We start from the raw sequence: 24,267 nt of genomic DNA, 5'->3' as shown, positions 1-24,267 counted from the left end.
ACTTCAAAATATCATCAATGTATGGTATCAAAGTATATAAGCAACAACCTGAATTTTTAGCGCATAGCCTCAATTAAAAAGAAATGATTCCATGTCACATTGATCTATCTAGGACAAAGAGAAAGATTACATCGTCTATGAAGGTTTATATTATTTATGAATCTTTTTACTATTTTTCTCATTCCCCGTATTAGTTTGTTCGACCGGCAATGTCATTATAAGAGGTGCCACAACCTCCTTAGGCTCTTCATCATCGACCTTCTTCAATACTTTTCCTTTATAACGATATGACTTTTCGATCTCAGTACAGCTACTGAAGAAGATAGTTGAATCGGAAAATACTAATTCTTCTCGTCCCTTCATAACCCTATCCACAAGATTCTGTTTAAGAAACTGACTCAAGATACGATCATCCTGATACACATTATCTTCATAATAGGCATCATTATCCGGGTCATCCTGCCGCATATACTGGTTAGTAAATTTGTCCAGACGATAGGTAGAAAGATCCCTTTCAAAAGTACCATAATGCTTATTAACAAGCATAAAATCACGTGATTTAAACGATGTAAGATATTCATTTTTCATCATCATGATATCATTCCATTCATGATCACTTTTCTGTTTCTTATACCCATCTTCCCCTCCATAATTAGAAAGCTGGATCACCAATTGATTATCATCATCCTGATATAGCGCTCCGGAAAAATCCTCATATTCCCGTCGGGCTTTATTGTATACAAGCACAAAATCATTAAAGCCTATATCGTTCTGATAATTCCATGAAGCTAAGGAATCGTCCTCACTATTTTCTGTGGCATATAAACTAATACTTCTCGGAAAAGTATTTTTTTCAAACACAAAAGGGCCACTAAAGCAGTTTGCATCATCATTAAACACTGGCTGTACGCTGTCTTTATCAAACTTCACATAGGTATTTCCATCTTCAAAACCCACAAAAGCCATTTTCGTTCCCGCTCCTAGAGATGGATCTTGGTGGGCATAGATTTCAAATAGATCTTGTTTATCTGTATAAAAAAGTAAGTAGTCCTTTTCAAAACCATAATGCCCAAAAACTGCTGTGGCATAGCCATAAAGCATAAAAGTACCATCTTCAAAAAGACAGATACCGTCATTGCCCCCATATCGCCCACTGATTTCTTTATATCTTTCTTGATTTTCTCCCTTCGGAAGATAACCCTTCCGCTGTGCCGATACAGAAATTCCCATCATCATAACACATACCATTAAAGATGCCTTTATCATCATTTATATTTAATAATTGAAAAGTAATTCAACTGCCAGATATCTTTACCGCAGATCGAAAAGAAAATAGCATTGATAACAACAAACTTATCATTAATATTAACCTTTTCGAAATAGTATTATCAAAAAATACATACACCTCCTATTCATGAAAATCAAAATAACAGCATAAAACCCTGATAATCATCTAACAACATTATATTAAGACACCCCTTGATCAGCGGGTTTGGCCGGAATTTCTTCCACCACACGCTCACGCTCCTTTTCTTCTACATAAACCGCATAGTCAGCAGGTTTAATCGGTATACCGTTTGCAATGGCATTTTCACGTGTGTAGACCGCACCAAAATACAAGATAGCAGCAGTATAGTATACCCATAATAATACTAATACAAGTGCACCTGCAGCACCATAGGTTGACTCAGTTCCGGAAGATTCTAAATATAATCCAATGGCATACCTACCGATAATAAATAATAAGGCTGTAAAAAGAGCTCCCGTGCGTACAGTCTTCCACTCGATCTTAACATCAGGCAATGTTCTGAATATGATTCCGAATAAAATAAATATAATTCCAAAGCTTAATGCAAAATTAACTGCATTCATAAAGAAAACTGTTATATCAGGGAAATAGACCTGCAATCGATCTGTAAAAGCTAGAATGATACCATTGACAACCAATGTGACCATTAATAAAAATCCAAGTCCAACAACTAGAGAGGAAGATAGCAATCGATCCGTAATCAACTTGAGCCAGCCTCGTTTTGGTTTTGCCCGAACATGCCATATCCTATTAATGGAATTTTGAATATCTCCAAATACAGTCGTAGCTCCAATTACCAAGGTGATAATACTAGCAATCAATGCAAAATTTGATTTACCTGATAGTTTCAGATTGCTGATCACTTCCTGAATTTGTCTGGCGGCGCTTGGACCAACCAAACCTCTCATTTCTGAAAACACTTTCCCTTGAATCGCATCCTCTCCAAAAAAGATCCCTGCAAGGGAAATCATAAGCACGAGAATCGGACCGATTGAAAATATAGTGTAATACGAAAGTGAGGCACTATATTTAAGACAATCTTCATTCATAAATCCCGATACTGTCGATTTAAATATGTTTATGTATTTGCTTATAAATCCTTGTTTTTTATTTTCCATAGTCCTGATCACTTTGTTAAACGCCTAGAAATCATTTTTTATCATTTATCTATAACACAATGTCTCTGTAACACTAAATTTGTGGCACAGGAGCATTGTTATAAATTAAACCTTCATTTTTTAATTCCTCCCAAAGTTGAGGGGGAATTACGGTATTCAAAGCCTCGACATTGGATCGTACTTGATCTGTAGTACTTGCACCAGGTATGATTGAAACGAAATCCTCACTTGCAAGCACAAATTGAAGGGCAATAGGGATAATTCCGACACCATGAGAAGCTCCTATTTGTGCAATACGCTCACGTTTTTCAATCATGCCCTTTGGTATAAAAGATTTGTAATTATATCGGTTTCTCCCAGCAATAAATCCTGAATTATATCCAGCACCAGAAACGAGCTTTACTCCACTTTTTTGCACAGCGGGTAGAAGGCGGTCGACAGCATCTTCATGTTCTAATATTGAATATTGAGTGGCAGACAGACAGATATCAGGGTCCGCTACTGCAAGACAGTCCAAAATAGGTTCAATTTTATTGACACCAAGTCCCCAGCCTTTTATTATACCTTGGTCACGGTAGTCGGATAATACTTTAAATGCGCCATCTGCTGCTTGTTTGAAGTAATAGTCATAGCGGTCACCAACCTGATCTTCAGACAGATCATGTACAAATACAATATCCAGATGATCAACGCCCATCCGCAGTAAGCTATCATCAATCGAACGCTTAGTTCCATCTGCAGTATAGTCATGTTCGAAATCAAATGGAAAGGGTGCCTTCCACATGGTAGGCGGAACAGCTTCGGGTATCACTGGATCAAATAATCGACCAATTTTTGAAGAGAGGATATAGTCAGACCGATCTTGATCTTTTAAAAATTCTCCAAATCGCGCTTCACTTTTTGTTAGACCATACCAGGGAGACGTATCATAGTATCGAATACCCAGATCCCATGCCTTTTGCAGTATATCATATGACTGCTTATCTGATAATACTTCAAAACCAGTTCCTATAGCCACGCCACCTAAGCCCAAGCGATGTTTTTCATTAAATAAATTCTTCATATACAATTTTTATATCCTGCTTCCTATATAATAACCCAAAATCCATAAAAATGTTCCCTTTATGGAATCGGAAAATACCATTCCAAAAAACACAAACAGGAAAGTTGAAAACAAAAAAAGAAAGGCTTCCTAAGGCCTAAACCCAAGGAATGCCCTTCTTTTCACAAAATGGAAATTAATCCTGTTTAATTTTTATATGTTGATAAAGTTCCCTTTAGTCTTTTTCTCGCAATATGGATACGAGTTTTTACTGTTCCAATAGGAAGGTTAAGATGTTCAGCAATTTCATTATATTTATATCCTTCGTACAACATAGTAAAAGGTATATAGAACCCTTCATCCAATTCTCCCAATGCTTTCTGAATATCTTCCATCACAAATTTATCTTCTCCACCATTTCTTACCGAAGAATATTGCAAATGCGAAGTACTGATCTCTTCTTCTGTTGTAATAAAAGAACGACTTTTAGTTGTACGTCGATAATTATTAATAAAAGTATTGCGCATGATGGTATAAAGCCATGCTTTTAAATTAGATCCTTCTTGAAAATTACGGAAATAGCTTACCGCTTTTAACATGGTATCTTGCAAAAGATCATTGACCTCGTCATAATCATTTGTAAAACGCTTTGCAAAAACTTTGAGCTCATTTGTTTGCTCGATCACTTGGGTGTTAAATTCTGTCTTTGTCATAAAGGATAGTTTTTTATTGCTGTACTTGCGTACATCTTTGTTAACACTTAATCTAATTTTATCTAGCATGGATCATTTTAATATTCATGCATTGTTGATAACATTAAAGCAATCGCTGTGCTATATCCTTTAATATTTTTTCAAAAAAAAGAGTATTAATACCCCCTAAACCACCAGTTAAATCATCAACACTATTTTCAAACAATTAGAAATGTGTATTCAACCATTGAATTTATACGCAAGAGCGGGTATTTAACCCCAATGAAAGATCATAATTTTTCACATAAATGGTTAAATTTCTTTATGGTATTGCTATTCAACAAATAAACCGTCTACTTCTCTATACAATTTACTAAAAGTAAGACAAAAATTGGTTTTATAAATCTGAAAATATTCAAATATCAATTAAGTGTTCACGCTTTGACAATAGTTATAAGTTCGCTAAAGCTTCTTTAATATTACTAGGTGTGTCGAAAAAGGTTTTCCATGGATCCTCCACTTTCTTCAATCGCTCCGTTATAGTCTTTAAATTAAATTGTCTGATGTCCAAACCTTTCTTTACTTCCTCCCAATGTAAAGGCGTGCTGATAGTAGCACCAGGTTTAGGACGTATAGAATATGGAGCTGCGATGGTCTGTCCTCTTCTATTTTGTAAAAAATCAAGATAGATTAAACCCTTTCTTTTCTTAGGATCACGGATAAGGCTTGTTGTATCAGGATGCTCCTCATGAATCATTTCTCCGATGAGCTGGATAAAATCGCGTACAACCTCATAAGTATACCGTTGTTTGACATACAAGTAGATATGTAATCCTGTCGAACCAGATGTTTTAATATAATCTGCAACTCCAACTTGTTGAAAAATTCGATGAGCAGTCTGCCCTATTTCAATTACCGAATCAAAATCTGCTCCATTTGGATCAATATCCAGAACTGCAAAATCCGGATTTTCAATCTTTTTAAACGTCGATAGCCATGGATTTATCTCAATAGAGCCGAGATTTGCAATAAACAAGAGGGTTGCTTTATTATTGCACACCATATAATCGATATTTTTATCCGTACTTTCAGCATATATGGGCACGGTCTTTACCCAATCTGGAATTTGTTTTAAATCGACATCCTTTTGAAAAAAACTATCAGCTCCTATTCCATTAGGAAAACGATGAAGTGAAATTGGCTTATCTTTTAAGTAAGGCAATAGTAAATCACCATATTGTTCATAATATTCAAGCATTTCACCTTTCACATATCCTTCATCTGGCCAATATATTTTATCAAGATTAGTGAGTTTTACACGATGGCGGTTTATAGAAATTATCTTCTCTTTTACCCTTTCATTTCTGACCTCTTCCATGACGATCTCCTTAGCTTTTTTATCTGTACGTAATCCCTTGAAAACCGGGTGACGTAAATGATGGTCCATTGTCCACTCCGAATAATAAACTTCGCAGACGAGATCCGGCTTCACCCAAGTCACTTCCTTTTCCTTCGCAACAGATACATCTTGAGGAAACGGCTTCTTGCCTATTATAAGCCCTTTCAATTTATCCATTAATATTTCCAACAACTCATCATTAAATCCAGTACCACAGTTACCTAGATAGGTTAACTCCGAATTGTCATAGCAACCCAAAACGAGAGCTCCAAAAGAAGAACGGTTTCCCTGCGGTTTTGTAAAACCGCAAATAACAGCTTCCTGGCTTTGTCGAATTTTAATCTTAAGCCATTGATTGCTTCGTTTTCCAGCATGATAAAAACTGGTAAGATCTTTGGCAATTACTCCTTCCCATCCCTTTCGTTCCGCTTGACGATAAATGGACATAGGCGTCCCTTTTAGTAAGTTAACCAACTCAATCATTTGACCTTTGAATCCTTTAAAAAACAAAGTCAATAGTTCTTTTCGCTCAGATAAAGGGTATTGACTTAAGTCATTTTCATCCAAATTCAAAATATCAAAGATATAATAATGCAGTTGATAGGAACTACCCAATGGTTCGCCGGTTGCCAACATCTGAAAATACGATTTACCTGTACCATCTTCGATCACTACTTCCCCATCTAACCAAACATTCCTTTTTACAGCCGTTAACTCCTTCACAATGGAGGGAAATAGTTTGTTCATATTTTTCCCATTTCGGGAATAAAGAAAAATATGTTCATCCTCTTTTACAGCAATAATGCGAAAACCATCAAATTTCTTTTCAAATAACCAATCATTCCCTTCGGGCATAGCATCGGTTAGCTTCGCCAACATTGGCGACAGCTCAGTCAGCTCTGGTTCACTATTATTCGATGGCTTAGCTATTCGTTTTGACTTCTTCTTTGCTCCTACTTTTTTATATTCTAATCCTTCTTTTTTTATTTTTTCAGGAACTGCATCTTCAGCATTATAGGATACTTCGGTTGCATATTCATCTTTATGTTTAATGAGTAACCACGACTTACCTTCTTGATCGCCTTTTATTCTGACAAGAGCAAATTCTCCTTTGAGCTTATCTCCATGTAGGACAAACTTAATAGACCCATCCGCTAAATTACTTAAAAAACTATCTTCATCTTGTCCATTTAAAGACTCATAATACCCTTTATCAAAAACACTTACGGTACCAGCACCATAATTACCTTCCGGAATTGTCCCTTCAAAATTTGCGTAATCGACGGGATGATCTTCAACTTGAACAGCCAATCGCTTATCGGCAGGAAACAATGATGGTCCCTTTGGTACAGCCCAACTTTTTAGTACACCGGCAACTTCCAATCTAAAATCATAATGCAATCTGCTGGCATGATGTCTTTGTACAACAAAGCGCAATTTTTTATCACGTTTAATCTTTAACTTACCTTTAGGCTCTTCTGTACTTTTAAAATTACGTTTTTCGTGATATTGCTTTAGTGTATCCATGTTTTTAGTTATTGATGTACATGAAACCCTCGAAGGGCTCTATCATGACTGAATGAAAAACTAGGTGACGATAAAGTGTTTCCTTTTATAATTATAACGCTTAAATGCATCATTTTGTTAGTTTTGGGGGACAACCTTTTGTCCCGACTTTAAAACATGAGTTATACCCTCTTTTTCGATGATCATTTTCAATCACTCTGAACTTCAATCACAATAGTCTTACATAAAAGCATGTCAGATTTTAACATTGAATACTTATATTTACGTGAAATCAATCTATTACAAAATGAACAAAATTTATATATCTTGCTGTGTCCTCAGCATGAGCCTAATTGGTTCTTTAAGTTATGCCCAAACGAAATTTCAACCGCAGGATACCGAGTTTTATACTCCAGTACTGCGTACGGTGACAACTACTGAGAACAAAGCTCCTTCTGATGCGATCGTTCTTTTTGACGGCTCCAATCTTAATCAATGGGTAAGTTCCAATAACGTAAAAGAGCAGGCACCCTGGAAAGTACAAAATAACGTTTTAACGTCCACCCCAAAAACAGGGAATATCCAGACAAAAGAAAACTTTGAAGATTTCCAGCTTCATGTCGAATGGAAAAGTCCGGAAGTCATCAAAGGTGAAGGACAAGGAAGAGGAAACAGCGGTATCTTTTTGCAGGGTCAATATGAATTACAGGTCTTAGACAACAATAATAACCCAACCTATGTCAATGGACAAGCAGGATCGATCTATAAACAACAGCCACCCTTGGTCACAGCAACCAAACCAGCTGGACAATGGCATACTTACGACGTCTTGTATACCGCTCCACGATTTAATGCCGATGGTGTATTAATCAAAAAAGGCATCGTAACCGTTTTACACAATGGTGTTGTGGTACAATACAATACGCAGATCGAAGGAACTACGGAGTACATCGGATTACCAAAAACATTAGTTCACGGTCCAGGACCAATCGTATTGCAAGACCATGGCGATCTTGTTGACTTCCGCAATATCTGGATAAGACGTCTTTAATCAGTAAAAAAATAAAAATGGCCGAGTGAATTACACTCGGCCATTTTATATTCATATTTATAGCTTGTACCTGTAAAACTTTTTTTGCAGGATACAGACTACTTAGTTTGTTCCAGAATAAGGATTTTGATCGGCCTCTGAGAGTGCCGTATTATTGGCAATTTCCAATTGTGGAATTTGACAGAGCATACGGTAGTCATTCGAAGGAAAAGTTCCAGTTGGTGCTGGACTGCTTGCAACATAACCGTTCAAGTTCGTCACTCCCCAAGTGTAGTGCCCCTCTACATAAGTTGCTGTTTCCTGAATACGGATAAGTGGTTTTTGCAAACGCAATAAATCATAAATTCCAGTAACTCCCTCACATAACAGTTCCTTGCGTCTTTCCACATAAATAGCCTCTAGCAAAGGAGTTCCAGAAGCGGCAACTGTCAAGCCTTTAACTCCACGAGCCGTTTGCAATCTATTTAAATAACCCAAACCCTCACCATTACTTAATTGAGCTGAAGCCTCAGCCATAATCAATAACATCTCAGATCCACGCATTAAAGAAACCTCAGGTCTCGTATTTCCCTGTTTAGCACCATTTGCATCACCATAATGTTTGTACTTATTATACGCCCATTTTGTCGACCATTCTTTAGAAGCATTTTTAGTACGTTTCCAAAATTGGTAACGATCTTCCGTTTTTTCAAACAGTTTTTCATATTGACCATCAGCAAAGAAATCCAAAAATGAGTAAATAGGCCCATCCGTATAACCCTCGCCATAGCTTTCATCCTGGTTATACCAGAAGTTAAATTGTGTTCCTCCACCTAGGTTATTAGTCGTTGTAAATGGAACTGCCCACATCACCTCAGCATAGTTGTTTGTAATCACATCATCAAATCCAGACTGATACTGTGTCTTGGTCATCAATTGACTATAATTTGTATAAGCAGTTTTCGCCTCTTGATAAGCACCTTGCCAATTGTTCATCACCGAATACACACGTGCCAACTGACCAGAAACCACATACTTATCAATGGTCCATTTATTAGGCTGTGTATAATTAGCTAATAACGATTTTGCATCCGTCAAATCTTTGACGATTTGCGCATAAGTCTGTTCTACAGTAGCTCGAGGTAAATTTTCACTTTCCTTAGGACTCAAACGCAAAATAACACCTGGTTTCTGCTTAGCCAACATATAAGTTTGCTGATAATTTTGAATCAGATGGAAATAGCAAAGACCACGAATCGCTTTTGCCTGACCCATAATCTGGTTTTTTAATGTCTCTTCCCCCTGCGCGGCAGGCAACGCTTCAATAATGATATTTGTTTGATTGATGATTTTATACATCATCGTCCAAATTCCATTAGATAAACCTGTCGTCTGTGTTTTTTGCGGTTCATAAGTATATGCTGTTACCTGATTGCCTCCCATATTGGTGTGACTCACAATATCAGCACCCCCTAAATCAACATACATCTGCAAACCGGGTAAACCAGCATATACCCGATCCATTCCTTGATCATTGAAATACAATTGTCTATAAGTAGCAGTCAATACACGCTCCAATTGAGAAGCACTTGATAAAACAACATTCTCTGAAGTCGCTGTTGAAGAATTAGCATCAAGGAAATCCTTACAGCTTGTTTGCATTAAAACAACAGTTCCTAATGCAATATATTGTAAACTTTTAACGATATTTTTCATTTTCTATTCTTTCTTAAAATGACACTTGTAAACCAGCCATATACACTCTTCTTGAACCTTGGATTCCGTTATCTTTATCTGCAGAACCATTATAATTATTACCAGATAAAGCCGTCTCCGGATCAGAATAGCGATTCTTAGCCGACCCAAACGTTAATAAGTTGTCTCCAGAAACATACAGACGCACTTTAGACAGCCCCAGTCTCGCCATTGTAGCTGTCGGCAGCGTATAACCTAGAGAAACATTTCGAAGTCTTAAGTAATCGTTATCAAACACATAGAAATCAGAATTTTTACGGGTACTCGCATAGTCATCATTCGAAAATTTAGGTAATAAAGCCTGATCACCAGGTTTGCGCCAATGGTCTTCTATTAGATCCTGGATTACACCAACACCACCACGTACTGCTGTACGCTCCACATAAGCATAATCAAACATTTTAGAACCTAGCGAATAGTACAACATGAAGGACATATCCAACCCTTTATAATTAAACGCATTGGTCAAAGAACCATACACTTTAGGAAGAGCAGACCCTATACGTTGATAATCATTCGAAGTGACATCCTTATCATAGTTTTCCGTCATTTTCCAGTTTTCACCATCACGTATCCAGTAACGCATGTTTCCTGTTTCAGGATTAACACCTGCATTTTTCACCATATAAAATTCATACAAGGAATATCCCTCCGAAAGTTTATAACCAGCACCACGGTTGTTGTACGTAAATTCACCTCCTGGCAAATAAGTGATCTCATTCTTCAACGTCGAAAGATTCGCATCAATTTTCCATCTAAAGTTTTCATTACGGATCGCATCAGCACCCAATGAGAATTCAAAACCCGAATTTTTCAGATCACCTAAGTTTGTATTCAAACCATTCGCATTACCGACCTGTGCAGAAAGTGGAAACTCTTTGTAGTAAAGCAAATCGGAAGCAGTACGGGAGTAATACTCAATGGTACCGTAGATGTTTTTGAGAATACCAAAATCAAATGCCGCATTAAATTGCTTGTTCTTCTCCCAGATCAAAGCAGGCGTAGGAAATGCTGATGGTTTTAAACCAGCTTGACCATAAAGATCACTTGCTTCATATACACCCTGGTAAGCATAGTAAATATCACCACCTCCAACGCCATTATCACCTCTACGGCTTAACTTATCATTACCGGTAGTACCATAACTAGATCGGAAGGATAAGTTATCCAACCAGCTCACATCCTTTAAGAAATCTTCTTTAGCGATCTGCCAGGAAAGGCCTGCGGAAAAGAAATTCCCCCAGCGGTTATCCGGATGAAAACGGGAAGATCCATCACGACGGAATGAACCCGATAAATAGTATTTACTATTATAATTGTAATCTAACTTTCCGAAGTAAGATAGTAGAGCAAAACGATCTTTGTTGGATTTAACCTGCCAATTCTTTGTTGTCGAACTTAATTCATATTGCCCCAATTGCATAATGCCTTCACCATAACCATAGTCGTAAAGACTGTTGTTGGTATACGATTCCTGACCGGCCAATGCCGAAAAATTATGATTACCAAAATCCTGATTCCAGCTTAAGATATTGTTAAACGTCACTGATTTTGTGTTCGTATTCGAGCGAGTCGCATTTCCACCATTAGTAAGCACCGTGACACCATACGGAGCTAGTTGCCCTGCTCCATGAACTGCAGATCCGTACAAAAAGTTTTTAGAACTGTTATCGTCAATACTGAGGCTCGTTTTGAAACTCAAGTTATAAGGCAAGGTAACCTGAGCAAAGAAACGGGATGCCATCATCGTACGCATAAAATTATTGAAATCTTCATCATTGTCATTATTCCAATAATCGCCATTATTCTGTAACACATTGGCTCCAAAGAAATTATTAACATAATCACCATAATCGTACATGCGTTTACCTGTTTTTTCGGAGTAAACCCAATCTGTATTATCGCGATTACGTAAATAAGGCGAATACATCGATGTCGTAAACACTAAAGCACGTGCGGCACCAGAAACATTCTGTCTAGACCCACTGTAAGAAACATTTCCACCCACCTGTAACCATTTATTGATTTGTGTCGTCACATTCGCACGGAAGCCATAACGTTTAAAGTATTGATTGGAAGCATATCCTTTATCATCTAGGTACGAAGAAGAAAGAAAATAATTTGTCTTTCCATCACCAGCAGTTCCCGACACATCCATGCCATAATCCTGTCTTAGTTTTCTAGAAAAAACAGCCTTATACACATCATAATCTTCTCATTCCAGACCATTTTCAAGTTTGGATTGATATAGGGATTACCCTTACCATCATGCAACACATAGTCTTCATTGATATGCTGAAAAGGAGAAACATAAGTGGCCTCCCCCTTCGAATTGGTCACCTGCTTAAGCAGTTTGCTCAGAACATTGTCCGAAGCCCAATCTCCAGCTTTGTCCGATGTTAAGTTATATTTATAGAACTGATCATTGTACATCGCCTCCCAGGTATTCAGTAACTGTTCCTGCGGAGAAGCTTTTGTCGGATTTTTGACTGCATTGTCCGAAGTACCCCATGCCGATCTAAAATTCAATTGCGGTTTAGCTGTTTTTCCCTTTTTAGTTGTCACCACGACCACACCATTTGCTGCGCGCGAACCGTACAATGATGATGCTGCAGCATCTTTCAATACTGTAACCGACTCAATATCCGAAGGCGATATTGAATTCAGTTGTCCATCATAAGGCATGCCATCAACCACATATAGCGGATTAGAATTACCCGACATAGAACTGATACCTCGAATTTGAATACGGGTATCACCACCCGGGTTACCTTCATTATTCACCACATTAACACCTGGGCTCATCCCCTGCAATGCCTCTGCAAATCCCGATCCTGATATTTTCTCCAGCTGATCCGATTTCACCACCGAGGCAGATCCTGTAAAGGTTGATTTTTTAGCGGTACCGTAAGCAACCACAACAACTTCATCCAGATCATTTGATGTAGACTCCAGTTGCACATTCAAGGTACTTTCCCCTTTCCATTCAATTTCTTTAGATGCATAGCCGACATAGCTGATCACAATTTTTGATCCTGCAGGAATAGTCGCTAAAGTAAATCGACCAGAAGCATCCGTAAAAGTGGCGATAGATGTGCCCTTTACAGCAATAGATGCTCCTGAGATCGGACCAGTCGCATCTTTAACAACTCCAGAAATCTTAACTTGGTTGCTTTGATATTCAGACAGCGTACTGGCGATCGATTGGTTGAGACCACCAAATCCAAATACCATAGAAAAGGCTAAAACATGAAATAGTTTAGAATTTTTCATTTAATTTAGTTCGTTAATATATGTTAGTGTGCATGATTCCAAATGAATACGCAAAAACAAATAAATAAAATATTTTTAACATACACCACTAAATACACAAACAATTTAAAAAAATTAGCATTTAAATTATTAAAATAACAATAAATAAGGTATATTCATTATAAATATAGCAATAAAAGACTTGCGCACAAATGAGCTAAACAATAGAATATGAACTTATTATATGATTATGAATCTGCATGCATATACTAGCAAAATGAAAAAATTGGTAGGCTTAAAGAGAGTCATATGCTACCCATAAAAAATCAAAATGGATCAGCTATTGTAACATAAAGTTTATAAATACTCTACTTTTATTCCTTTGCCTATCCTGTAAAACAATATACTATTGTATCAACATCAACCTTATTTGGTTGCTAGAACCGTACCACCTACAACGTGGTAGCTGCCCAATGGAATAAACCTCTTCTGGAGTATTCCACATCATTTGCAAATAGCTGTAGAAAAATCTGTAACTTCGCAGGATTATGGGTTACGCAAAAGAAAGAAAAAAGCTTGAGAAGCTTTCTGAAAAAACAAATGAACTTCAACATTTTGATAGTGCAAATTTAGCTGTCATCACGGATATATTTGAACAATATTCACACACGATAAGAATACTAAAAAATAAAGATACCGCAACATTTAACGATCTTTATTTAAATGAGCTACAAGCTGTAAAGACAGCTAAGACAGCTTTAAAAGTATCTGAAGAAGTAGATCGTCAGATCCATTTCATGGCATATAAAGAAGTATTATTGGATGCGATCACAAAGACAATTCAAACAACACTAGAGGTCGCTTAAAATATGTCAGTCTATTTTTTAATAGACAAAAACATTAAAAAATAAGGGTTGTTCAATTATTGAACAACCCTTATTTTTTAAATCAATACGCTCATTATTTCACAGTAGCAAAAGCATCAATAATCTGCATTAACGTTACCGCTTCTTCAATGGAACTTGGATTAGCTCCCATATCCTTAAAGAAATTAACAGTACTTGCAATCATAGGTAGCTGTATATTTTCGGGATGATCTAATGAAAATTCCTCCTCTCCACTTTCATTTTTCAAAACAACTTTATTACTAAAAATTGAAAATGTTAAGCTCCCCGTTTCTCCAACTATTTCGCAGCAATCCACGTTATCCGACGATGCTAAATTAAAAGACCAGCTTCCATTAAAAACGATCGTGTTATCAAAAACAATTGTGCCTCTTGTTTGATCAGCAACAACACTATCCGTAGATTGAATTAGGCTAAAACCATGATAAGACAAAGGCGTGCCAAATAAATAGATCATCAGATCCAATTGATGTGGTGCAAGATCAAAGAAATAACCACCACCAGATATCGCCGGATCTGTCCGCCAATCAGCAGCTCCCTTAGTGACTAAAGCCGGAGAACGGCTCTGCCAAAGACGCAACTCCACCATCCGGACATTACCAATAAGACCATTATTGATCATTTCTTTAATTTTTAAAAATAGCGGAAGCTGTCTGCGATAATGAGCAACAACCAATTTACCTTGATATTTCTGAACAGCATTTGCCAAAATCGACACTTCACTGGCGTTAAGTGCCACAGGCTTTTCAACATAAACATACTTTCCGTGCTTCAATGCTAAAAGTGCGTATTCCAGATGCGAAGATGGAGGAGTTGCAATATAAATGGCATTAATTTCGGGATTGTTTAGTATTCCGTCAACATCAGCATACCAAAAAGGAACTCCATGCCTATGCGCATAATCAGCAGCTTTCTCAGCATCTCTACGCATAACAGCAAGCAGCTCACTACCCGGTACTTTATTAAATGCAGGTCCGCTCTTTTTTTCCGTTACATCACCACAGCCTATTATTCCCCATTTTATCTTAGTAGTTTCCATAAAATACGCTTAAAATTATCGGGCCATTACTTTTCTAAACAATGTTTTAATATGATCAATTTCTTCCTGATGGAGTGTCTTTTTTCGACAACCAAAATATAACGTATTTTTGAGTTTTTTATCTCCTTCCCACACCAGTTGGATCTGCCCGTTATCAATCTCAGTATTACATAAAAAATCAGGCACAACAGCCAGACCTCCACCTGCACTTAAACAGCGTACGATAGAATTCAGATTGGGGACAATATAATTAGGTCTAAAATCTGGTTTTTTACCAAAATTTAAGTTCCAAAAATTAAAAAGATGTTCCATATCGCCAGTTGTACCGTACCACTTCTGCTGTTTCAGCCAATCTTCAATAAAACCCTTATTTTTTGTTTTCAGGACTTCTTTAAAAGCGTCAATATCGACCTCTTTACCCCCTACAAGTACTATTTTTTCATACGAAAACGGTTCATGCTCAATATTGGCAGATACGCCCTTTTTAGGTGTGATGATCAAATCTAAGATACCTTTATCCAGCTGATCAAGCATTTCGGGATACTCGCCAAAACTGATGATCAGATTAAAAGGAAGTGTCGAGACATACTGCTCCAAAGTAATCTGAAAAGTTTCAAAACACATACCCACACTGATGGTCGGGATGTGTTTCTCTGTTGACCGCTGAAAGTTTTTCTCCACCTCCTCAAGTTTTGTTAAAGGCTCGACCAACGCATTAAACAACACCTTGCCATGTTCTGTAGGGATCATTTTTCGACCTGTACGGTCAAACAACTTATTTCCAATATAGGTTTCCAGTGAACTTAAATGCAAACTAACACCAGGTTGCGAAATAAATAAGATTTCTGCAGCACCTGTTAATGTCCCTGTCTTATAGATCGCTTTAAAAGTGCGGTACCATTCTAAATTAACCATAGTATCAAAAATATGATGTAAAAATACTAAAAGTATCATAAAAATGATAAATCGCTACCGATATAAAAAATCGTATATACGAAAAACACGCATTCTTCCACCAATATAATTCACTCTTTTAAAGAATATTTAAAAAACACCACGCTAGGTAATAAACCTTTATTGCTCACAATCGCCCCTATTGAACACGACAACTTTTGCCAAGTAGCAACTGAAAACACAAGTATCATAAATATGATAGTTAACTATAATTTATCCTATTTCTATAATAACACAAAGCCCAATACCTTTGTAACAGAAATTTAAAATAAAACAAAATGAAATATCCACGATAGCCAAACAGCAATGAAAGTAATCTGGATATTCCATATGCACATTAAAATACAATTCATTTACATATGAAACATATATTAATTATCAACGCCGGACAATCATTTGCACATTCAAGCGGACGGTTTAATAAAACAGTAACCGAAAATACAATTGCTTTTTTTGAGAAATTTGATTCCGTTGAAATCAAAGTAACCCATATTGCAGACGGTTATGATAATGACGAAGAAGTTCAGAAATTTGTTTGGGCAGATTACATTATCTACCACACCCCGATGTGGTGGTTCCAGGTTCCAAATGCTTTTAAAAAGTATATCGACGAAGTGTTTACCGCAGGGCACCGCACAGGGATATACCACAGTGACGGACGCCGTTCTGAAAATCCGGATATCAACTACGGAACTGGCGGTATGCTTCAGGGACGCAAATATATGGTGACCAGCAGCTGGAATGCGCCAAAAACTGCCTTTACGCTACCGGGAGAGTTTTTTAATCAAACCAGTGTTGACGACGGACCACTATTTGGTTTCCACCGTATGAATGCATTTGCATCCCTAGAAAAATTAGAAAGCTTTCATTTCCATGATGTGGAAAAAAATGCAGACATATTACGTGATATGGAAGCCTACCAAAAACATCTTGACAACGTATTTACGCCACAACTAACAGCGCAATTAGTATCATGAAAATACATTTAACAGCCATCATTAAAACGAAAGATGAACATAGAGCAGCAGTTCTTTCGGTATTGCGTCATATGGTAGAGCAGACCCGAAAAGAGGATGCCTGCGAGCTATATAGCCTGCATCAAGGAATCGATGACAGCAACCTGTTCACCTTTTATGAAATCTGGAAGAGCCAGGAAGGTTTAGATGCGCACAATCAGCAACCCTACATCCAGGCGTTTGGTCAACTTGCAGCAGATAAGCTTCAGGAAGAACCGATCGTACTAAAAACAACATTAATATAAAAATAACCACACAATGGAATATAGAAAATTAGGAAATACAGCATTAGAATTATCAGCCATTACGTATGGATCATTTGCCATTGGAGGCAATATGTGGGGCGGAAATGAAAAAAAAGACTCCATTGCTTCCGTACACGCATCACTTGATCACGGTGTGACCAGTATCGATACTGCGCCATTCTATGGATTTGGTCTCAGCGAAGAAATGATCGGCGAAGCCATCAAAGGAAAAGAACGATCAAAAATACAGTTACTGACCAAATTTGGTTTGGTCTGGGATGGTAGCAACCAGGGAAAAGGTGAATTTTTCTTTGATGCATCTGATAACGGAAAAACAATACCGGTGTACAAATTTGCATCCAAAGCCAATATCATCAAAGAACTGGAAGAAAGTTTAAAACGTTTGGGCACCGACTACATCGATCTATTGCAGATCCACTGGCCAGACTCAACTACTGCTATCAGTGAAACGATGGAAGCTTTAGAAATACTTATTCAGCAAGGAAAAATCCGTGCTGCAGGTGTCTGCAACTACAGTGTTGATCAATTAAAAGAAGCATCAGCAACACTTACCCTGGCCAGCAATCAGGTTTCATACAGCATGCTCAACCGGAGTATTGAACATGACCTGGTACCTTATGCATTGGAAAACCAAACAGGCATTATCGCTTACAGCCCGATGGAAAGAGGCCTGCTGACTGGAAAATACTTAACAGAAAACACTTTAAAACAAGATGACCACCGCAACGGTTATTTCTCACAGTTCGATCTCGAAAAAGTAAAAAGTCTAATCGCAACACTTCAACCGATTGCTCAAAACAAGGGCGTTACGGTAGCGCAATTGGTGCTACGCTGGACGACCCTGCAGCCTGCAATTACCGTGGTATTAGCAGGTGCTAGAAATGCAGCACAATCCATAGCCAATGCACAAGCAATGGATATCAATTTTACGGCGGAAGAACGCACTTTGATTGATAACGAACTATCAAAACTATAAGTTTACGAACTATACCCAATGGGTAGCAAACAAACAAGACCAGCGGTTCTGAGCGCTGGTCTTGTTTTATATTTTCAAAATATAAGCCATTATACAGCGAATAATAAATCACAATTATTGGCCATAAAATCATATTTTTACAATCATCAAAATGGGAACTGCTTTACCATTTCTAAGGCAAGATTTTTAAACAGATCGACATATTTTAATATGAATTTTAAACAAAAAATACTTCATTTCTTATACCCATTGATCAAAAAACTTTCGAGATCCGGAAAGATGGGAACCATCCTATACAATACTTCGGGCAAAGAAGCACCACAGTCCTTTTACCAGCTAACAGCAGTAAAAAGCAATGGTACGTCTATAGATTTCTCAGACTTTAAGGGAAAGAAAGTAGTCCTTGTCAATACCGCTTCTGATTGTGGATATACACGCCAGTATGAGGAACTCCAACAGCTCTATGATAAAATGGGCGACCGTATTGCTATCATTGCCTTTCCAGCCAATGATTTTGGAGAGCAGGAAAAAGGAAGTGACAAAGATATCGAGCAGTTCTGTCAAGTAAACTTTGGCGTCACATTTCCCGTTGCAAAAAAAGCCATAGTCATCAAGTCCAGCGAACAGCACCCTGTATTCGTATGGCTTAGCCATTCCATGCAAAACGGATGGAATGACCATGCACCCGATTGGAATTTTAGTAAATACATAGTCAATGAAAACGGCAACTTAAGCCATTATTTTGCGTCGAGCATATCTCCTTTGGACCCCGCATTTTTACAAGCATTAGAAGACTAGAAAATTCTGCATGAGCAACAATGCTTGGACCGACCTACTTCCATATGTAACAAAATTTAAAATAACCACGACATCCTTTTAGATTTTGTTACATATCCATCCACTCCTTCCCCAATTACTTATTTCTTGAAAAAATTGATTTAAACTTCAATACATCTACTTTTCAGATTACGGTAAGACTAATTTTTTCCCTTTTGTGGGAAAAAAAATTGAAAACATACCTTTTCTTGTTTAGTTTTAGTAAACATTTACAAATTTCCTATTTAATTACTGATTATGATTAGTGTTTTAACGAACCTAAGGGAGCTCATAGCAGCCTATGGTATCCCGCATTTGAACAAAGAAGAAGATGAACAGATCGATCAAGATCTTTTAGCATCTCTAAAGGATATTGAGATCGATTCGCATACAAGATACCTCAGTCATGGTAACCGTGAGCTCGTTCAACAATCCTTCCGTATTTTCTACAGTCAATTGCGACGTATGTTCAATATTATTTACCGTAAAAAAAATCAGCACGTTGATTTAATCATATTGAAATTTCATGAGCTCTTTAAGACATATGAAGATATATACAGTCAAGATATGAATCTTGAAGAACCATTGACCGATTATCAATATCAGCTTTTAAAAATAGAATTGCAGGAGAAATTTCCTACGTTAAAAGAAGCTCTATTACAAAAGAAAATCTGGATACATCTGCTGGGAGAAATCCAATCAGCAATTGATCATCATTTCAACAGCGCTGTTTGCCAGGTCTGTTATTATCATTATCTGTTTTTCAGCAAGTTATTAAAGTCGTTAACCCATATTGCTGGTGACAACCGCAATAAAGATTGGGAACGTCGCTTTATCGAGACCATGATCAATATCAACTTCAATCATATGGGATTTTTTAATCGATGTACCGAGCTGATTAACTTTAGGCTCAGTGAACTTTCCGATGAAAATAAAATCATGTGTATTGATGAGAATGAACTACGTATAAGCCAAGCTTCCCGAGATCCTAAATTATACTTTGATCCTACCCGAGCTCATCTCGCTGATCTGCTTATCCAATATGCAGAGCAAAAAAAGTCCATCAAACCAAAACTTATAGAAACACCCGAAACCAAACCAGAAGAAGTTAATAAACCCGAAGAAGTTGAGAAACCGGAAGGAATACCGACGCAATTGTTTGCGAGCCATATCAATCTATTTACGCATTACATGCATCTTGCTGAGGTATACCCCGAAGATATGACCAAACGTGAAGTCTGTTCCTATGTTTCCACTTGTGTCCGGACCAAACGTGGGCATTTGGTATCCAAAGATAGTCTGGAAAAATTCGATAGACAAAAACTGGAAAGTGGAGCTACTCATGTCCACGGCATTTTAGAAAAAATGCTGCAGGCTATAGAGCGTGATTTTGACCATTTGGGCGGAAAAAATCGCAGATAATTTAATAAATTTTTAGAAATCAGGGACTCCCCTCATGATTTCTAATAGTCAAATCAAATAAAGGTCAATATTCAAGCGTAGTACGCTTGAATGACCTTTTATAGCAAGAAATTCTTCTGTACCTATTTTACCTCATTTCTCCCCTTTGCTAAAAGGGAGAGCATTTTAAAGTCCTTTAAAACAGGTTCCATCCCAAAAAAGTCTCCCCTCCAAAATGTTCGTTTTCGTATTAGTTTTGAATTGAAGCGTACGATAGAAGTAGTACAAGCGCTTTCCAAAGGTGACTATATCGAACCAAAAGAACGCTATAGTCCCCTTTGTTAAAGTAAAATGAATGCGATACTCTTTAAGTAAGAGATTGAGTATAAAAATATTAATCGTCGGTGATGTTGGATGCCGCCTGTTAATGTGAAACCAGCCATGACTCCCTAGCTCCAAAAGAGCTAGGGTTTCAATGACTTAAATTTAAAAAGAATATTATGAAAACAGATAAGACAAGAAAAAGTAAAATACTACCGCCATACCCGATTTGAGATTTGAATTTGTCCTTTATTTTGAAATAGACAAATGGAAATAAGATCTGAAAACAATAGCTATGAAAACAGATAAGACAAGTATCAAGCGATACAGACAAAAATTTGCAGTCTTCCCCACAGGCGGGTAAGAGCAATAAAAGCCCTGCTGTTTATCTTTATGATAGATACACCCTTCGGGGTAACTCAGCAGGCCGAACCGTAGAATTGACAACTCTGCGAATCGCAACCAAGGATAAATCAATTTTTTCAGTTTATTATTAAAACGGGCAGTCCAAAACTTTTAAACAACTGTCTTCGATAATGAACATTCATTACTACTAAAGAATACCAAAATGGCACTATTCCAATTGAATAATCCAAATCAACCGACAGATCCGTCGAGTTATACGATTCCTACAGGAACACCAACTTGTAGTGGCAGTCAACAAATATGTACTATTGACGCTCCAGATAACGGTTCTGGCCAACCTGTTATAGATAGCAACTTACTGAAACAAATGGTGAGAGCTCTAAATAGGCATACTGATGAACCTCTTGTAAAATTAAAGGCTTAGTTTTTGTAAGTGAGTTCCAAAAAAAAATGCCGAGTGACGTTGTCACTCGGCATTTTTGCTATTTATAATTACTAATCACTAAAGTTTGAATTTTACGGCTTCCTTTTACAAGGTCCAATCCATTCTGAAGAAATTGATCCCTTAAGAATTCAAAATTATCTGATTCTGTGATATTAACAAGCATTTCAGGATCAATCTGATCCCAGATTAGCGGCGGTATGGTAGGATACATAATCTCCAGTAAACCTAATTTCAATACCAATGGCTGACTAGTTTGTTTTTGATTTAGCTTGACATTGTTTTTAGCATTAATTTTTTGGACAATCCAAACCTTTGCTAATCGCTCCTCGAGTCGCGCACATAACCCCAATTTATTATTAAGATCTACAACAATACGCTTCATACGTTCCTTTTCAGTTAAATCAATCGGTAGGATAGATTCATAACTAATAGCATTTCGTTGTTCCCAGATCGACTGGACGAGTGAATCGGGTTTAACAAACGAGTATGGGTCATCAACTTCCAAAATAATCCGTTCTTTTTTCATAAGGGGAAGATCGCTCATCATAGACAAAGCATAAACATAAGCAGTCACAACAGGAACATTAACCATTCGATCTCGAATGAACTCTGCGGAAAGTGTATCAATTAAATAAGAAAGCTTAGCGCCATTAACATAGGGCAATATGGCAGAAGATATCGTGTATTTTTCTATTGATTCCGGCAATGATCCATCGGTGTTAAAATAGTCATTTTTTTGAGGCCAATTCAGTACATCATGATCATTTAAGATCTCATTGATATAACGTTCCGTCACCATATCTGCTCCCGTAATTGCTTTGACCTTTCCCTGATAAATCCAAACCACGTGAGGTACACCTTGATAAGGAAAAAGTTGCTTTAGCTCAATATCTTCATATCCAATAGGCAGTTGATTATCCTTGACAATATCATTCTTCGTAAAAAAGTTTTTCACACGACTACCCTCTTCTACTGTAACAGGCAATATTTGAATTCGAGAACCAAATTGCTGTTGCAGTTTATTGTTCTTGGGCATAGCTTCAATACATGAACTACATGAAGTTGTAAAGAAATCCAATATCAATAAACGATCTTCATACTTCTTTAAAGGTAATTCACCCTCACCATTCGTTATTTTTAATTTTTCTTTATAAACATATTGATCACCAATTTTCAAAGGCTTTGTCTGCCCAATAACCAATGCAGTCACCAACAATAAGTAAAAGCATATTCCATTTTTTATAATATTAATAGTACTTTTCATAAATTATAATTTTTATAGTTACCTACGATTTTGTTCTAAATTTGCATGTCCCATAACCTCTAATGGAATTAAAAATGCGTATCGATTATCATCAGGCTCCAATATGTACTCCTTACCTTCGATAACACGATTCAGCACTTTCTTATAGCTATTTTCTTGGTTCAATCGTTTTAAATCCATCCAGCGAATATTCCGCATAATTAATTCTTTACGACGCTCTTCAAGAATAGTCTGAAGAGCCTGTTCCTTACTACTTGCCACAAAGGGAACAAAATCCCCCCTTTGCCAACGTGTTATCATCAATTCATTTAACTTCTGCATTGCTAGATCTACCTTATTATTACGTGCATATGCCTCTGCTAAGCTCAAATAAACTTCATCTGTCGCTATCCCAGAGAAAGAAGAAGCATATACTTCACCATTATACTGACCTTTAAATGCAAATGTTCCATCATCATTTTCATTAAAAAACAATACTTTACGCAGGTCATTATCGCTATATTTTAGATAAAGAATTGAGTCTATTTTAGAAATTGAGGGATTGATTACTCCGTTAGTTAATGTGCTTGCATCAAAAATGATTTCTTTGTTAAACCTTTCAAAAGATGCATTTAAACCTTTATTAACTACGTTATAATCCATCAATTCATTATTAATATCAAGTGCTGCATTTGCGACATTTTCTACAAGATTAAAATCTCCCATTATTAAACCAACTCGGGCTAAAGTTGCATATGCCGCCGATTTTATAGGTCTACTTTTATGGAGGCTTATCACAGGAAGTAATAAAATACTTTCATTCAAGTCAGATAAAATTTGTTTATAAGTATCCTTCAGAGAAGCCCGGGTAGAAGGATAATCAGCATCTGGAGATAACCGTAAAGGTAAACCTAGGATCTGGTCTGCATTTTTCTCATTATATGGCAGTGTAAATATATTGGCCAATTGAAGTAATGCATAGGCTCGAAAAAACAAAGCTGAACCTTTTATTCGATTATAACGTTCCGTTTCCAACTTTGGATCGATTTCTTTCAAGACCTCCAGTACTTGGTTAGCCATCAATATCACTTTATATGAGCCTTGCCATTCATCAGCAGAAACATCCACCTGTCCATCCCATATGTATGTACCGCGTTGAGAAGCAAAATATAATGCCGCCCAACTTTGATCAGAAAGAAATAAATCATCTGTTGCTGCTTCACCAGAAGAAGGAAACATACTATTCATCTCACTATAATTATCTAATAAAGCATCACAGTCAGCCAAATTATTTGGTATGGTCATCTTTTGGTCGGGTTTGGCGTCCAAAAATTTATCACAGGACATAAAAAGCAATAGCCCCATCCATATTGCAATATGATATATTATTTTTTTCATAATACGTTTATTTATAAA

Annotated in this window: 20 protein-coding genes; 8 read left to right on the top strand and 12 right to left on the bottom strand. The window is 37.0% G+C overall.

Translation table 11 applies throughout. The features are described from left to right. Nucleotides 1-150: 150 nt before the first annotated feature. The 5 genes from M2265_RS25525 to ligD all read right to left on the bottom strand — a co-directional run bounded on the left by M2265_RS25525 (nt 151) and on the right by ligD (nt 7,087). Nucleotides 151-1,269 carry a hypothetical protein gene (locus M2265_RS25525; protein WP_132773812.1) on the bottom strand — a complete coding sequence of 373 codons (1,119 nt, stop codon included), beginning with the start codon at nt 1,267-1,269 and terminating at the stop codon, nt 151-153. Nucleotides 1,270-1,467: 198 nt separating this feature from the next. Then, the gene (locus tag M2265_RS25520; protein ID WP_132773810.1) at nt 1,468-2,427 is read right to left on the bottom strand and encodes a YihY/virulence factor BrkB family protein; all 960 of its coding nucleotides are present in this window, start codon (nt 2,425-2,427) and stop codon (nt 1,468-1,470) included. 73 nt (nt 2,428-2,500) lie between these two features. Next, nucleotides 2,501-3,490 (bottom strand): aldo/keto reductase, encoded by a 990-nt coding sequence (locus M2265_RS25515; RefSeq protein ID WP_132773808.1) that lies wholly within the window; start codon nt 3,488-3,490, stop codon nt 2,501-2,503. A 185-nt stretch (nt 3,491-3,675) separates the two neighbouring features. Then, entirely contained in the window at nt 3,676-4,182 is a 507-nt protein-coding gene (locus M2265_RS25510) for an RNA polymerase sigma factor (protein ID WP_168126926.1), read from the bottom strand. A gap of 430 nt (nt 4,183-4,612) precedes the next feature. Continuing rightward, nucleotides 4,613-7,087, bottom strand: coding sequence for a DNA ligase D (gene ligD / locus M2265_RS25505; protein ID WP_132773804.1), 2,475 nt, complete (start codon nt 7,085-7,087; stop codon nt 4,613-4,615). 286 nt (nt 7,088-7,373) lie between these two features. Between ligD and M2265_RS25500 the strand changes: the two genes are divergently transcribed. Further along, nucleotides 7,374-8,117, top strand: coding sequence for a DUF1080 domain-containing protein (locus M2265_RS25500; protein ID WP_132773803.1), 744 nt, complete (start codon nt 7,374-7,376; stop codon nt 8,115-8,117). A gap of 102 nt (nt 8,118-8,219) precedes the next feature. Here the strand turns inward: M2265_RS25500 and M2265_RS25495 are convergent, their stop codons facing one another. From M2265_RS25495 to M2265_RS25485, 3 genes are read right to left on the bottom strand one after another with little or no spacing between them, the layout of a single operon-like run. Next, nucleotides 8,220-9,812 carry a RagB/SusD family nutrient uptake outer membrane protein gene (locus M2265_RS25495; RefSeq protein ID WP_132773801.1) on the bottom strand — a complete coding sequence of 531 codons (1,593 nt, stop codon included), beginning with the start codon at nt 9,810-9,812 and terminating at the stop codon, nt 8,220-8,222. A gap of 13 nt (nt 9,813-9,825) precedes the next feature. Beyond that, nucleotides 9,826-12,054, bottom strand: coding sequence for a SusC/RagA family TonB-linked outer membrane protein (locus M2265_RS25490; RefSeq protein WP_207902516.1), 2,229 nt, complete (start codon nt 12,052-12,054; stop codon nt 9,826-9,828). Further along, nucleotides 12,024-13,124, bottom strand: coding sequence for a TonB-dependent receptor plug domain-containing protein (locus tag M2265_RS25485; protein ID WP_207902515.1), 1,101 nt, complete (start codon nt 13,122-13,124; stop codon nt 12,024-12,026). Before M2265_RS25485 ends, M2265_RS25490 begins: the two co-directional genes overlap by 31 nt. 527 nt (nt 13,125-13,651) lie before the next feature. Between M2265_RS25485 and M2265_RS25480 the strand changes: the two genes are divergently transcribed. After that, nucleotides 13,652-13,969 (top strand): hypothetical protein, encoded by a 318-nt coding sequence (locus M2265_RS25480; RefSeq protein WP_132773799.1) that lies wholly within the window; start codon nt 13,652-13,654, stop codon nt 13,967-13,969. A gap of 94 nt (nt 13,970-14,063) precedes the next feature. Here M2265_RS25480 and M2265_RS25475 read toward each other — a convergent pair whose 3' ends face one another. Together M2265_RS25475 and M2265_RS25470 are read right to left on the bottom strand one after the other, a co-directional pair. Beyond that, a complete protein-coding gene (locus tag M2265_RS25475) occupies nt 14,064-15,047 on the bottom strand; it encodes a Gfo/Idh/MocA family protein (RefSeq protein WP_132773797.1) in 984 nt (327 codons plus the stop codon). A 15-nt stretch (nt 15,048-15,062) separates the two neighbouring features. Beyond that, nucleotides 15,063-15,962: a LysR family transcriptional regulator gene (locus M2265_RS25470; RefSeq protein WP_132773795.1), complete on the bottom strand. Its 900-nt coding sequence runs from the start codon at nt 15,960-15,962 to the stop codon at nt 15,063-15,065. Nucleotides 15,963-16,360: 398 nt separating this feature from the next. On the opposite strand from M2265_RS25470, the gene M2265_RS25465 reads away from it, so the two are divergent. From M2265_RS25465 to M2265_RS25440, 6 genes are all read left to right on the top strand, one after another. Then, entirely contained in the window at nt 16,361-16,978 is a 618-nt protein-coding gene (locus tag M2265_RS25465) for an NAD(P)H-dependent oxidoreductase (RefSeq protein ID WP_132773793.1), read from the top strand. After that, entirely contained in the window at nt 16,975-17,262 is a 288-nt protein-coding gene (locus M2265_RS25460) for a putative quinol monooxygenase (protein WP_132773791.1), read from the top strand. The genes M2265_RS25465 and M2265_RS25460 overlap by 4 nt, the downstream gene beginning before the upstream one ends. Nucleotides 17,263-17,275: 13 nt before the next feature. Then, nucleotides 17,276-18,259 carry an aldo/keto reductase gene (locus M2265_RS25455; RefSeq protein WP_132773789.1) on the top strand — a complete coding sequence of 328 codons (984 nt, stop codon included), beginning with the start codon at nt 17,276-17,278 and terminating at the stop codon, nt 18,257-18,259. Between the two features lie 210 nt (nt 18,260-18,469). Then, nucleotides 18,470-19,057 carry a glutathione peroxidase gene (locus M2265_RS25450; RefSeq protein WP_132773788.1) on the top strand — a complete coding sequence of 196 codons (588 nt, stop codon included), beginning with the start codon at nt 18,470-18,472 and terminating at the stop codon, nt 19,055-19,057. 276 nt (nt 19,058-19,333) lie between these two features. Next, nucleotides 19,334-20,497 (top strand): hypothetical protein, encoded by a 1,164-nt coding sequence (locus tag M2265_RS25445; protein ID WP_132773786.1) that lies wholly within the window; start codon nt 19,334-19,336, stop codon nt 20,495-20,497. An 868-nt stretch (nt 20,498-21,365) separates the two neighbouring features. Then, nucleotides 21,366-21,587 (top strand): hypothetical protein, encoded by a 222-nt coding sequence (locus M2265_RS25440; RefSeq protein ID WP_132773784.1) that lies wholly within the window; start codon nt 21,366-21,368, stop codon nt 21,585-21,587. A gap of 58 nt (nt 21,588-21,645) precedes the next feature. Here M2265_RS25440 and M2265_RS25435 read toward each other — a convergent pair whose 3' ends face one another. Together M2265_RS25435 and M2265_RS25430 are read right to left on the bottom strand one after the other, a co-directional pair. Then, nucleotides 21,646-22,872, bottom strand: coding sequence for a TlpA family protein disulfide reductase (locus M2265_RS25435; protein ID WP_132773782.1), 1,227 nt, complete (start codon nt 22,870-22,872; stop codon nt 21,646-21,648). 18 nt (nt 22,873-22,890) lie between these two features. Beyond that, the gene (locus M2265_RS25430; RefSeq protein WP_132773780.1) at nt 22,891-24,249 is read right to left on the bottom strand and encodes a RagB/SusD family nutrient uptake outer membrane protein; all 1,359 of its coding nucleotides are present in this window, start codon (nt 24,247-24,249) and stop codon (nt 22,891-22,893) included. Between the last annotated feature and the right edge of the window lie 18 nt (nt 24,250-24,267).

It is taken from the genome of Sphingobacterium kitahiroshimense (assembly GCF_025961315.1).
Classification (GTDB): Bacteria; Bacteroidota; Bacteroidia; order Sphingobacteriales; family Sphingobacteriaceae; genus Sphingobacterium; species Sphingobacterium anhuiense.
The sequence above is the reverse complement of the archived record's forward strand: the minus strand, read 5'-3'. Positions and strand labels throughout refer to the sequence as shown.